The sequence below is a fragment of the Nocardia pneumoniae NBRC 100136 genome (assembly GCF_000308755.1).
GTDB classification, from domain to species: Bacteria; Actinomycetota; Actinomycetes; order Mycobacteriales; family Mycobacteriaceae; genus Nocardia; species Nocardia pneumoniae.
The window spans coordinates 1-12,651 of sequence record NZ_BAGF01000085.1; the positions used below are offsets into that span (position 1 = coordinate 1).

Consider the following 12,651-nt stretch of genomic DNA (forward strand, 5'->3'; position numbering starts at 1 on the left):
GGGCCGACGGGTAACGTCGGGCGGCACCCGCAGGACCTTCGGCGTGCTCGTAAAAACCCAATGTCCACCGACAGCGACCGCCGCTGGCGACTTCGTCGCGGACGCGGCGGCCACTCGGACGCGAGCCGGGCCGCGAACCAGTAATGCTCGGTCTCGCTGCGCTCGAAAACAGGAGCAGGGCCGACGGGTAACGTCGGGCGGCACCCGCAGGACCTTCGGCGTGCTCGTAAAAACCCAATGTCCACCGACAGCGACCGCCGCTGGCGACTTCGTCGCGGACGCGGCGGCCACTCGAAGGGAGCTGGGCAGCGGATGGGTGGCGCCACTTCGCTCGAACAGATCGCAAACAGGTAAACGCGATCTCTCTCCACTCGAAAACCGGGGTCGGGCGAGTGCGGTCGTGCTGGGCGGCAACTGCGGCATCGGGCGTATGCGGCGCTGCAATTGGGTGGTCGGCGTTTGCGAGTTCGGCGCGGCTAGTCGGTCGGGATCTGTCAGCGGAACCGGAGCGCGTCGGGAATCGACTTGAACTCAACCATTGTTGAGGTCTTAGTGTCGGTGGCCAGGTCTTGGATGGGGTGGGAGTGAGAGGGAGAACAACGTGAGCATCGAATCCGTGGCGTGGAGTCAGATGTACCGGCGGGCGAACGCGCCGCGGGAGCAGCGACCGTTCCGCTTCGCCACCGCCAAGCGCATCGTCCGGTTCGCCGCGCCGCATCGCCGTCGGATCGGGGCGTTCCTGCTGTTCAGCGTGGTGTCGGCGATGCTGGCGGTGGCCACGCCGGTACTGGCGGGCCGGGTCGTCAACGACATCGTCGGTGGGGCGGCGCCTCGGGTGGTGGTCGCTCTCGCGCTGGTGATCGGTGGGCTGGCGGTGGTCGATGCCGGGCTCGGGCTGGCGATTCGCTGGATGTCGGCACGGATCGGGGAGGGATTGATCCTCGACCTGCGCACCGCCGTGTTCGACCACGTGCAGAAGATGCCGGTCGCGTTCTTCACCCGGACCAGGACCGGCGCGCTGGTCAGCCGTCTGAACAACGACGTGATCGGTGCGCAGCGGGCGTTCAGCGACACCTTGTCCGGCGTGGTGGCCAATCTGGTGACCCTCGCGCTGACGCTCGGCGTGATGGTCAGCATTTCCTGGCAGATCACGCTGCTCGCGCTGGTGCTGCTTCCGGTCTTCGTGATTCCGGCGCGCAGTATGGGCAACCGCCTCGCCGACATGCAGCGGGAAGCCGCCCGGTTGAACGCGGCGATGAGCACCCAGATGACGGAGCGGTTCTCCGCGCCGGGCGCGACGCTGGTCAAACTGTTCGGTCGTCCGGAGCAGGAGTCCGAGGAATTCGCGCTGCGGGCGCGGCGGGTGCGGGACATCGGGGTGCGCACCGCGATGCTGCAAACCGTGTTCGTCACCTCGCTGACGCTGGTGTCGGCGCTGGCGATCGCCCTGGTGTACGGGCTGGGCGGCTGGTACGCGCTGCGCGGGCAGTTGGACGCGGGCGCGGTTGTGTCGCTGTCGCTGCTGCTGACCAGGCTCTACACGCCGCTGACCGCGCTGGCCAGCGCCCGGATGGAAATCATGGCCGCGCTGGTGAGCTTCGAGCGGGTCTTCGAAGTGCTCGACCTGAAACCGCTGATCGAGGACGCGCCGAACGCGAAACCGCTTCCCGAGGGTCCGGTCTCGGTGGAGTTGGACGAGGTGAGCTTCGGCTACCCGTCGGCCGACAAGGTGTCGCTGGCTTCGCTCGAAGAGGTGGCGAATCTGGACACTCGCGGCGGGGTGGAAGTGCTGCACAGCGTGTCACTGCGCGCCGAGCCCGGACAGCTGATCGCCCTGGTCGGCTCGTCGGGCGCGGGCAAATCGACTATCGCCCACCTGGTTTCCCGGCTCTACGACGTGGACGGCGGCGCGGTGCGGTTGAACGGCACCGACGTGCGCGAGCTCAGCACCCGGTCGCTGCGGGAGACGGTCGGACTCGTCACCCAGGACGGTCATCTGTTCCACGACACCATCCGGGCCAATCTCCTACTCGCACGCCCGGAAGCGACCGAGGACGAACTCTGGGACGCGCTGGAACGCGCACGGCTGCGTGAGCTGGTCGCATCGCTGCCGGACGGGCTGGAGACGGTGGTCGGCGAGCGGGGCTACCGGCTCTCCGGCGGCGAGCGTCAACGCCTGACCATCGCGCGCCTGCTGCTCAAGCAACCACGCGTGGTCATCCTGGACGAGGCGACGGCGTCGCTGGACTCGACCTCGGAAGCCGCCGTGCAGGAAGCGCTTTCGGAAGCACTGGACGGCAGGACAGCATTGGTGATCGCGCACCGCCTGTCCACGATCCGTGCCGCCGACCAGATCTTGGTGCTGGAGGACGGCCGAATCGTGGAGCGCGGCACGCACACTCAACTGCTGGACGCTGACGGACGTTATGCCGAGCTATATCGCACCCAATTCGCCGAAATGCCAGCCACCGTAGCAGCGTGACCGTCCTCTTCGGTGGCTAGGGCGCGCCACATGGTTGGCGCGCCCATGCATGTGCTGGACGAACAGAACAGCAGGTCCCCTGCTCGGCGATACAAGCACCGGCTCGAGCGTCAGCCATACATCTACTCATCCCCTCCTTCCCCCTTTCCTTTGCCTTTGCCCTTCCCTTTGCCTTTCCCTTTGCCTCCCTCTTTGCCTTTGCCATGCCCCTCGGCATGCTCGTTGGGTTTGCCACCCTCGTCCGCGATATTCGAGATATGCACACTCTGCCCACCGACATCCTGGACGTGCTGAGCAATGCGAACCTCCCCGTTGGCTTCCACCGATGAGAACGTTTGTGCGGCAATGAATCCGATCGCAAGTACTCCCGCGGCACCGGCCATCGCCGCGGCCCGAACAGATGTTGTTCGCACCGAAGATTCCTCCTGTCCATTCGGATTGGATATGGAGCACCGCGACACTAGCCACCGGCACATCACCCGGTACGCGGCGCGCCAACCGGTATCGGTGTCGTGACAGCAACGTCACTGCACGGTGATATCGATAGCCCGTTACCGTCGCGGCGTGATCACCACCGCTGACCCGCGCTCATCGCCAGGGTCAGCGGCGCCGGGCTAGAGGGCGGACGGATTCGCGTAGCAGGTGATGTCGGTGGCCGGGAGCGTTCCCGCACCGAAGTAGGCGTTGATCGCGTTGTTCACACAACTGCTGAGATCGGGTCGGAAGGTCATGTGGATGCGGACGTCCTGGAGCGTGACCATCCGTGACTCGGAGAGGTACTCATGCAGTCGGACGCCGTGGGCATAGGGTGTGCGCGGATCTCCGCTCGCCTGCACGATGAGTGCGGGGACCGCATTCCGGACGACCGTCGGCGGTTCCACCGGCCGCGGCCAGAAGGCGCACGGCTGGATATTGCCCGCCATTGCGCCGAACACCGGTTGCGTCGCACGGGTCTGTTCGATGTTGCGCCAATACCAGGTCGGATCGATCGGTGCGCCGACATCGCCGCAGGCGATCTGTGCCAGTGCCGAGTTCTCCTCGTCGCGCAGCGCCTGCACGATCGCGCGCAGCCGGGGCGTGCGCGATGTGGTCGGCGGACCGCCCGCGGCGTCGGCGATCTCCCGCACGGTGGTGGCCAACGCTTCGTTGAGCCGGAAATTGGTCAGCAGGGCGTGCAAGATGAACGGCAGCCAGTGATCGTTGATGGCGAATCCATCGATGACGATCGGCTGACGGGCGGCGACCCGTACGAGTTCCTCGATAGTGGCTCGCACCAGCTGCGGAGTCGCACCGAGCCGGAACTCGCCGTCCCGGGCAGCCACCCACCCCGCCCAATCGTCCAGCGCGATTTCGTCCGCCGGACCCCAATCCTGCACCAGACCGGTCCAATAGCGGTCCGGATCGATCGCGCTGTCGAGCACGACCCGATCGCTGCGCTCGGGGAACATCTGGGTGAACACGGCACCGAGGTAGGTGCCGTAGGACAAGCCGTAGAAGTTGATCATGCGCTCACCGAGGGCCGCGCGCACGATATCGATATCCCGCGCGGTGTTGCGCGTGGTGAACTGCCGCATCGTGTTCGGATCACGAATCAGGCACGACGCGGCCATGCCAGCGGACTGCACGGTGTCGTGCACGAATCCAAGCACATCCAGGCCCGCGGATCGCACCATCTCGCCGACCGGCCATCCGCACCGCGGACTCCGACCGGACGCGCCGACTCCACGCGGATCCATGCCGATCAGGTCGTAGCTGGCCAGCACCTCTGGCGAGAGCACGTCACCGAGCAGATCCACACTGTCCAGGCCCTGCCCGCCCGGGCCGCCCGGATTGGAGAGCAGAATGCCCCGGCGCCGCGCCGGGTCCGCGGCCTTCACCCGCGAAATCGCCACGGTCATCGTGCGATCCTCGGGCTTGCCGTAGTCGAGCGGCACCAGCACGTCCGCGCACTCGCCACCCGCCTTGTCCAGATTCTCGACACCGCAGGGCTTCCACTCGAGCCGCTGCTGATAGAACCGGTCCAACCCGGTCGGATGCGCTTCGTCGACCGGCTCGGCGTGGCTGTATGCGGGCACAGCCAGCAGCGCGGACACCGCCAGTACCGATATCGAACGCCAGAACAACGTCGCTGCCAACAGATTTCGCCTCTCGACCGGGAGCGATCACGCGGGGTTGTTGCGCAGTGAACCGTATCGGATCAGGGCCGCGGCGGTGGCGACCCATTCCCACTCGGGCAGAGCTCGGGCGTCACGGTCGCCCTGACGGTCAGAACTCGCCCGCGACGCCCAGTACCGTTCGGCCCGAGTGCGCCCCCTCCTTGATCGAGCGCAGCACCCGCTCCGCCTCGGTGACCGGCGCGTAGCTCTCCAGGGTCGAAAGATGCTGCGGACGCAGCTCATTGGCGAGCCTGGTCCACAGCTCGGTACGCCGCTCGATGGGCACGTTGACCGAATCGATGCCCAGCAGCGCGACCCCGCGCAGGATGAACGGCATCACGGTGGTGGGCAGCTCGGACCCGCCGGTGAGACCGCTGACCGCGACGGCGCCGCCATAGCCGATCGCGCTGAGGATATAGGCGAGCGAAGTACCGCCGACGCTGTCCACCGCCGCCGCCCAGCGCGCTTTGGTCAGCGGCCGCAGCTTCGCGGTCGGGTCCTCCGGCAGTCGGCCGATCACCTCATTGGCGCCGAGTTCGCTGAGCAAATCGTCCGCGTCGGTCTTGCCCGTCGAGGCGATGACCTCGAAGCCGAGGTGGGAGAGGATGTCCACGCTGACGCTGCCGACGCCGCCGGTCGCGCCGGTGACCAGCACCGGGCCGTCGTCCGGGGTGAGTCCGCGGTCCAACAGCGCCTGCACGCTCAACGCCGCGGTGAAGCCGGCGGTGCCGATCGCCGCGGCGTCGCGTGGGCTCAGCCCGTCGAGCTTGACGATCCAGTCCGCCGGCACCCTGGCGTATTCGGCGAAACCGCCGTTGTGCGAAACACCGAGTTCGTAGCCGTGCGCGACCACCGGATCGCCGGGGGCGAAATCGTCGACCGACGATTCGACCACCTCGCCCGCGAGATCGATGCCGGGCACGATCGGGTAGTTGCGGACCACGCCGCCACCCTTGGTGACCGCCAAACCGTCCTTGTAGTTCGCGCTCGAGTAGTGCACCTTGATCGTCACGTCGCCCGGTCCGAGGAATCCCTCGTCGACCTGCCGCCGGGTCAGGACGATCCCGCTATCCGATTCGTGTGCCACCATCGCCCAGAACTCCATGCCGACGAGCATACGAGTGTCCGGGCGGGTCCGGGCGCTACCGCGGCACGAGTTCCAGGCGGACACCGAGCAGGCGAACCGGCCGGTCCAGCTCGAATCGGTCGATGATGCGCACCGCGGTCTCGGCGATCCGTGCGACGTCGATGGTCGGTTCGGGCAGCTTTTCCTGCTTGCTGCGGGTGTAGAAGGTGTTGGTGCGAACCGTGACGGAGACCCGGGTGCCGATCCGGCCCGCGGCGGCCATCTCTTCGGCGACCTCGGTGGCCAGCCGGGCGACCTGGGCGCGGATCTCCCCGGGATCGGTCAGGTCGTGCGGAAACGTCTCGGATTTGCTGCGACCGACGGGAATCCGCGGTTCGGTGGTGACATCGGTGTCGCCCTTGCCGTGTGCCAGCACCCACAGATAGGGGCCGGTGTTCGGACCGAACTCGGCGGCGAGTCGCTGCCGGTCGGCCGCCATCAGCTCGCCGACCGTGTGAATGCCGAGCTCGGCGAGGCGGGCGGCGATCCGGTTGCCGATTCCCCAGAGCGCGTTGGCGGGGCGGTGGGCCATCACTTCCCTCCAGGTCGCGGCGGTGAGCCGGAAGACGCCCGCGGCGGCGCCGGCGTCCGCGACCGGTTCGGCCGACGACTTGCCCGCCGACTTGGCGAATCCGGTGGCGAGCTTGGCGGTGAGCTTGTTGTCGCCGATGCCGATCGAACAGGTCAGCTCCAAGCCTGCGATGGCGTCGCGGACCTGCTGTGCGAGCGTCTCGGGGTCGTCGGTGTCGGCGGCGAGGAACGCCTCGTCCCAGCCCCATACCTCGACCCGCCCGGGAAACGTCCGCAGCAGTGCCATCACCTCGTCGGAGGCGTCCTCGTAGGCGGCCATGTCCAGCGGCAGGAAAACGCCGTCCGGGCATTTGCGCTGTGCGCTGCGCAGCGGCATCCCGGCGCGCACCCCGAACGCGCGCGCCGGGTAGGACGCGCAGGTCACCACCTTGCGTGGTTCGGTCGGATCACCGTGCCCGCCGACGATGACCGGCAGCCCTCGCAGTTCCGGATGACGGCGGAACTCCACCGCCGCCTGGAACTGGTCGAGGTCGACGTGCAACAGCCATCTGGCCACATGCCGTTCTTACCGCAGCCCTCCGACACACTGGCGGAATTCCGCCAAAGCGGCACAGCCTTGTGCGTGCCGGAAAACAGAACTAAATTCTGGATATGAAGATTCGAGATCGGTTGCTGCTGGCGGCCGAGCGGCAGTTCGCCGAGCGGGGAGCGCTGGACGCGACGCTGACGCAGATCCGCGACGCGGCGGGCGCCAGCGTCGGAGCGCTCTACCACCACTTCCCGGACAAGGCCGACCTGTACCGGCAGGTGTGGGCCAACGCGCTCGCGGACTACCAGGAGCATTTCTGGGCGGTGGTCGGCGACAGCACCGATGCCCAGGAAGGCATCACCGCCGGAGTGCGCGAGCACCTGCGCTGGGTGAGCGAGAACCAGTACCGGGCAACGGTGCTCACCTCGGCACGGCCACCTGGGGTGCGCGAGAGCGAGAGCAATCGGCGTTTCCTGAGCGACATCGCGCGCTGGTGGCGCACACATGCCGGATACGGGGTGGTCCGTGATCTCCCGCTGGACTTGGTCTACGCACTGTGGCTCGGACCAGCGCAGGAGTACACGCGACAGTGGCTCGGCGGCGAAATGCGCATCTCCCCGATGGACGTCGCGAGCGAACTCGCCGACGCAGCCTGGCTCACTCTCGCCGCCGAACACATCCGATCCCTGCACGGAAAGGCTTCCGAATGACCGCTTCCACGCTGGATATCGACAGCGCGCGAAAGGTTCTGGAGGCACAGCCGTTCGCCACCCTCGTCGGCACCGAGATCACCGCCTTCGGCGACGGCGCCGCTACCTTGGTCATCCGCATCCGCCCCGAACTCGGCCAGCAATTCGGCTTCGTGCACGGCGGCGTGCTCGCCTACGCGGCCGACAACGCGCTCACCTTCGCAGCGGGAACAGTCCTGGGCCCCAACGTGCTCACCGGTGGCTTCACCATCACCTACCTGCGGCCGGCCGCGGGAACGCGATTGCGCGCCGAGGCGACCGTCACGGGCTCGACCCGACGACAGGCCGTGGTCCACTGCGAGATCTACGCCGAAAGCCCCGACCGTGAACCCGTGCTCTGCGCGGTGGCGCAGGGCACGACGCGGACGGTGGAACGCGATCTGGGGGCGTGATCAACACGGCCAAGATGTTCCGCAACGGCGTCGCGCGCGGCGAGACGGTGATCCTGCCGGAGCTGCTGAAGCGACGGAAAGATCTCCCGCCCAGGCCGGGCACGAAACGATCTCCGTGCCCGGCCTTTTGGTACCACGTCAGGCGGTGGCGGCGAGGGCTGGGCCATCCAGGGCCGGTTCGGCGACCGGCTCGATGGCGTAGGCCAGGATGTCGGCCACGTCGGCGACGGGGCGCACATCCAGTGCGGCGAGCACTTCCTCGGGGACATCGTCCAGATCCGGCTCGTTGCGCGCCGGGATGAACACCGTCTTCAACCCGGCCCGCTGGGCGGCGAGCAGCTTCTGCTTCACGCCACCGATCGGCAGCACCCGCCCGTTCAGCGTGACCTCGCCGGTCATGCCCACGTCCGAGCGCACCTGGCGACCCAGCGCCAGCGACACGAGAGCCGTGACCATGGTGACGCCCGCGGACGGGCCGTCCTTGGGCACCGCGCCCGCCGGGAAGTGGATGTGGATGTTGCGATCCAGCACCGACGGTTCGATGCCGATCTCCTCCAGGTGCGAGCGCACGTAGGTCACCGCGATCTGCGCGGATTCCTTCATCACGTCGCCGAGCTGGCCGGTGAGGGTCAGCGAGCGCTCACCCTCGGCGGCGTTGGCCTCGATGTAGAGGACATCGCCACCGGCCCCGGTCACGGCGAGGCCGGTCGCCACGCCCGGAACCGCGGTGCGTTCCACCGAATCGGGGGTGAACCGCGGGCGGCCGAGGTAGTCCTTCAAGTCGCCCACACCGATCGTCACGGCGTCCTCGACCAGTCCCTCGTAGCCCAGCTCGGGGTCGTAACCCGACGCGGCGGGTGCGGTCGCACGCTCCGACAGCCGAGTCGCCGCCTTGCGCAACGCCTTCGCGATCAGCCGCTCCATCTGCCGCACACCGGCTTCCCTGGTGTAGTTGGCCGCGATCTCGCGCAGCGCCTCCTCGGTGACGGTCACCTCGTCGGCGGTGAGCGCGTTGCGCTCCAGTTGCCGCGGCACCAGGAAGTCGCGGGCGATGGCCACCTTGTCGTCCTCGGTGTAGCCGTCGACGGTGATCAGCTCCATCCGGTCCAGCAGCGGTCCCGGGATGGTGTCCATGACGTTGGCCGTGGCGATGAACAGCACGTCGGACAGGTCCAGATCCAGGTCGAGGTAGTGGTCGCGGAACGTGTGGTTCTGCGCCGGGTCGAGCACCTCGAGCAGGGCGGCGGCCGGGTCGCCACGGAAATCCGAGCCGACCTTGTCGATTTCGTCCAGCAGGACGACCGGGTTCATCGAACCGGCCTCCTTCATGGCGCGCACGATGCGACCGGGCAGTGCGCCGACGTAGGTGCGCCGGTGACCGCGGATCTCGGCCTCGTCGCGCACGCCGCCCAGGGCGACGCGAACGAACTTGCGGCCCAAGGCCCGCGCGACGGACTCACCGAGCGAGGTCTTGCCGACACCGGGCGGGCCGACCAGCACCAGCACCGCACCGGAGCCGCGTCCACCGACGACCTCCAGGCCGCGAGCCGCACGACGGGCCCGGACGGCCAGGTACTCGACCATGCGGTCTTTGACCTCGTCCAAGCCGTGGTGATCGGCGTCCAGGACCGCGCGGGCGGCCGAGACATCGGTGCTGTCGGTGGTTTTCACCGTCCACGGCAGTTCCAGCACGGTGTCCAGCCAGGTCCGGATCCAGCCGGATTCCGGGCTCTGATCGCTGGCCCGCTCCAGCCTGCCGACCTCGCGTAGCGCCGCTTCGCGCACGGTGTCGGGCAGGTCGGCCTGCTCGACGCGAGTGCGGTAGTCGTCGGCGCCGTCGGGTTCGTCCTCGCCGAGTTCCTTGCGGATGGCGTTGAGCTGCTGGCGCAGCAGGAACTCGCGCTGGCTCTTCTCCATGCCCTCGCGGACTTCTTCACTGATCTTCTCGGTGATCTCGGCCTCGGCGATGTGCTCCTTGGTCCACTCGATCAGGGTGCTCAGCCGCTTGGCCACATCCGGGGTTTCGAGCAGCTCGCGCTTCTGCTCGACGGTCAGGTACGTGGCGTAGCCCGCGGTGTCGGCGATCGCCGACGGATCGGTCAGCTGATTGACCGCGTCGATGATCTGCCACGCCTCGCGGCGCTGGAGCACCGAGACGACCAGCTTCTTGTACTCCGCGGCCAGTTCCTTCGTCCGGCCGTCCGGTGTGGGCGTCTCGACCGGCTCGGCCTCGACCCACAGCGCGGCGCCCGGTCCGGTGACCCCGTGTCCGATCTTGGCGCGCCGCTCGGCCTTCAGGACGGCCGCGGGGGCTCCGCCGCGCATCCGGCCGACCTGTTCGATGGTGGCGACCACACCGTAGGTGGCGTAGCCCTCGGTCAGCCGGGGGGCGAGCAGGACGGAGTCTTTCTTGGCGGCCCGAGCGGCATCGATCGCGGCCTGCGCGGATTCGTCCAGTTCGATGGGCACGACCATGCCCGGCAGCACGATCGGATCGGTCAGGAACAGCACCGGCAGGTTCTGTGGTGTAGTCACGTCTTCGACCCTTCCAAAAGTTGAGCGTTGCCTACTCAACCCGGAGGTGTCCGTGTTTGTTCCGCGCCGCTCGGGTCGTTCGCTGACGGCGAATTCTCCGCCGGAGGCCTCGTTGACACCCTGTCCAAGACAATGAGAACGTGGGGGCCTTGATATCTCATACCGGCGGTACCGCCGGCCCGGCCTAGGGAGTCCCATCCATGTCGTCGCTCGCCGCTGGCGTGTTCATCGACTGGGAAGGGTTGACCGGGCAGTCGAAGTTCGTGGTCGACCTGGTCACCTTTCCGGTGTTCAGCGCGCTGGCCGGGTGGCTGACCAACTGGACCGGCGTGCTGATGCTGTTCTGGCCGATCCAGTTTCGCGGTGTTCGCTTCCCCGGGCTGCACGTGCTCTACCCGTACTTTCCGCGCCGCGTCCAGGTGCTGCCGACCTTTTCCGGCGACGGCCGCCGCCTCGGATTCCAAGGCTTCATTCCGGCGCGCGCGGAGAAGATGGCCAGTATCTGCGTGGACAAGGCGCTGATGCGGATCGGCAGCCCCAAGGACTTCATCCACGAACTCGATCTGGAAGGCATCGCCGACTACACCGCGATGCTCGCCCGCCAGCAGGTGCGGCCGCTGGTCGATGAACTGATGTACCGGGACAACCGCGACCTCTGGCGCACCGTGCCGCGGGCCGCCAAGCAGTTGATCTATCAGCGGGTGGATCGAGAGCTGCCCGCGCTGTCGCGCCGCGCGTTCGCCTCACTCGGCGACAACGTCGACCAACTGATCGACATCAAGAGCTTCGTGATCCGCTACCTGCGGGAAAACCCTGCCATCCTGAAGGACTTGACCACCACCATCGCGGCGCCCGAGCTGCGGTTCATGGTGCGAATCGGATTGCTCGGCGCCCCATTCGGATTGCTGCTGGCCCTGTACATGCATGTGCACCACAGCATTCCCGTGTTCGGCTCGGTGCCGGGCTGGGTGATCGTGCTGCTCGCCTCGGCGGCGATCGGTGTGACGGTGAACGTCATCGCCGTGAAGATGGTGTTCGAGCCGGGCGACCCCCAACCGAGGTACAAGTACCTGTGGAAGCAAGCGCTCCTGGCGAAGCGCCAGCAGCAGGCGGCGACCGATCTCGCACACATCCTGGCCTACCAGGTGCTGACCCTGCCCAACCTGTCGAAAGAGCTGCTCGAGGGCCCGAACGGGGACAAGACCAGGCAGTTGCTGGAGCATGTGATCGCCGACGAGATCCATCGCCAGCTCGGACCGACCACCACCCTCGTGCGAGCGGCACTGGGGCGCCGCCAGTTCGTCAACCTCTCGGTGGGCGCGGCGGGAGCGGCGGTCGGCTTGGCGCCCAGCCTGGTGGAAGACGAGGAGTTCACCCTCGAACAGGCCAAGACCATCGACGAGTTCGCGGCGCGCAAACTCCGGGACCTGACCCCGGGCGAGTTCATGGAGATGTTCTACGCGTCCGTCGAGCAGGACGCCTGGCTGCTGTACCTGCACGGTGCGGTACTCGGGCTCGTCGTCGGCGCCGCCCACCTGGTCGTTTTCGGCTGGTAGCGCGCACCCCCGGGCCAATATAAAACAAGCATGCTTGCCTTTTTCTGTCTCCGCTGCGATGCTGACAATAACGGCATACATGGTGGTGTGCCCGGGAGCGCAAGGAAAAGGATGGCTGACCTCGAAGCGCTGCTCGGTGATTTCGCCGAAGAGTGCGCGGATCTAGAACGACTCATCGGTTCCTTGGCCCAAGAGGAGTGGGCGCGCACGACGCCCGCACCCGGCTGGACCATCGCCCACCAGATCGGCCATCTGGCCTGGACCGACGAAATCGCGACGATCGCGGTGGCGGACCCCGAGACCTTCCAGCGCCTGGTGGCCGAGGCAGGACCGCGTGCGCTCACCTTCGTCGATGAAGCGGCCGAGAAGGCCGCGACCGAACCACCCGCTGATTTGCTCGACCGGTGGCGGCGGGGACGCGCGGCCCTCACCGCGGCGCTGCGCGCGGTGCCCCCGGGTGTCAAAGTCCCGTGGTTCGGCCCGCCGATGAGCGCGGCCTCGATGACCACGGCCCGGATCATGGAGACCTTCGCGCACGGGCAGGATGTGGCCGACGCCCTCGGCGTGCGCAGGACGCCGACAGCGCGGCTGCGCA

Annotated in this window: 10 protein-coding genes; 5 read left to right on the forward strand and 5 right to left on the reverse strand. The window is 67.6% G+C overall.

Annotated features, from left to right (window positions below):
* The first annotated feature begins 601 nt into the window (after positions 1 to 601).
* Positions 602 to 2,482 carry an ABC transporter ATP-binding protein gene (locus tag ON34_RS28025; RefSeq protein ID WP_040785051.1) on the forward strand — a complete coding sequence of 627 codons (1,881 nt, stop codon included), beginning with the start codon at positions 602 to 604 and terminating at the stop codon, positions 2,480 to 2,482.
* Between the two features lie 122 nt (positions 2,483 to 2,604).
* Here the strand turns inward: ON34_RS28025 and ON34_RS35015 are convergent, their stop codons facing one another.
* From ON34_RS35015 to ON34_RS28040, 4 genes are all read right to left on the reverse strand, one after another.
* Positions 2,605 to 2,895 carry a hypothetical protein gene (locus ON34_RS35015; RefSeq protein ID WP_157172452.1) on the reverse strand — a complete coding sequence of 97 codons (291 nt, stop codon included), beginning with the start codon at positions 2,893 to 2,895 and terminating at the stop codon, positions 2,605 to 2,607.
* 201 nt (positions 2,896 to 3,096) lie between these two features.
* Positions 3,097 to 4,617 carry an alpha/beta hydrolase gene (locus tag ON34_RS28030; protein WP_218003937.1) on the reverse strand — a complete coding sequence of 507 codons (1,521 nt, stop codon included), beginning with the start codon at positions 4,615 to 4,617 and terminating at the stop codon, positions 3,097 to 3,099.
* Between the two features lie 130 nt (positions 4,618 to 4,747).
* Positions 4,748 to 5,743 (reverse strand): oxidoreductase, encoded by a 996-nt coding sequence (locus tag ON34_RS28035; RefSeq protein WP_040785058.1) that lies wholly within the window; start codon positions 5,741 to 5,743, stop codon positions 4,748 to 4,750.
* A 37-nt stretch (positions 5,744 to 5,780) separates the two neighbouring features.
* The gene (locus tag ON34_RS28040) at positions 5,781 to 6,851 is read right to left on the reverse strand and encodes a DNA polymerase IV (protein WP_040785053.1); all 1,071 of its coding nucleotides are present in this window, start codon (positions 6,849 to 6,851) and stop codon (positions 5,781 to 5,783) included.
* 95 nt (positions 6,852 to 6,946) lie between these two features.
* Here ON34_RS28040 and ON34_RS28045 point away from each other — a divergent pair, with 95 nt between their 5' ends.
* Entirely contained in the window at positions 6,947 to 7,534 is a 588-nt protein-coding gene (locus ON34_RS28045) for a TetR/AcrR family transcriptional regulator (RefSeq protein ID WP_051023243.1), read from the forward strand.
* Positions 7,531 to 7,965 (forward strand): PaaI family thioesterase, encoded by a 435-nt coding sequence (locus ON34_RS28050; protein ID WP_040785054.1) that lies wholly within the window; start codon positions 7,531 to 7,533, stop codon positions 7,963 to 7,965. Before ON34_RS28045 ends, ON34_RS28050 begins: the two co-directional genes overlap by 4 nt.
* Positions 7,966 to 8,103: 138 nt before the next feature.
* On the opposite strand, the gene lon is transcribed toward ON34_RS28050, so the two are convergent.
* Positions 8,104 to 10,440 (reverse strand): endopeptidase La, encoded by a 2,337-nt coding sequence (gene lon / locus ON34_RS28055; RefSeq protein ID WP_051023244.1) that lies wholly within the window; start codon positions 10,438 to 10,440, stop codon positions 8,104 to 8,106.
* Positions 10,441 to 10,700: 260 nt separating this feature from the next.
* Here lon and ON34_RS28060 point away from each other — a divergent pair, with 260 nt between their 5' ends.
* Both ON34_RS28060 and ON34_RS28065 read left to right on the forward strand, forming a co-directional pair.
* Positions 10,701 to 12,056: a DUF445 domain-containing protein gene (locus ON34_RS28060; protein WP_040785056.1), complete on the forward strand. Its 1,356-nt coding sequence runs from the start codon at positions 10,701 to 10,703 to the stop codon at positions 12,054 to 12,056.
* 111 nt (positions 12,057 to 12,167) lie between these two features.
* Positions 12,168 to 12,651, forward strand: a 484-nt coding sequence (locus tag ON34_RS28065; RefSeq protein ID WP_040785057.1) for a maleylpyruvate isomerase N-terminal domain-containing protein, incomplete at its 3' end; no start/stop codon positions are given.

Bases quoted from the DNA above. Each gene is read 5' to 3' on its own strand.
- ON34_RS28035 (WP_040785058.1), bottom strand. From the start codon at position 5,743: ATGGAGTTCTGGGCGATGGTGGCACACGAATCGGATAGCGGGATCGTC.
- ON34_RS28045 (WP_051023243.1), top strand. From the start codon at position 6,947: ATGAAGATTCGAGATCGGTTGCTGCTGGCGGCCGAGCGGCAGTTCGCC.
- ON34_RS28050 (WP_040785054.1), top strand. From the start codon at position 7,531: ATGACCGCTTCCACGCTGGATATCGACAGCGCGCGAAAGGTTCTGGAG.
- lon (WP_051023244.1), bottom strand. From the start codon at position 10,440: ATGGTCGTGCCCATCGAACTGGACGAATCCGCGCAGGCCGCGATCGAT.
- ON34_RS28060 (WP_040785056.1), top strand. From the start codon at position 10,701: ATGTCGTCGCTCGCCGCTGGCGTGTTCATCGACTGGGAAGGGTTGACC.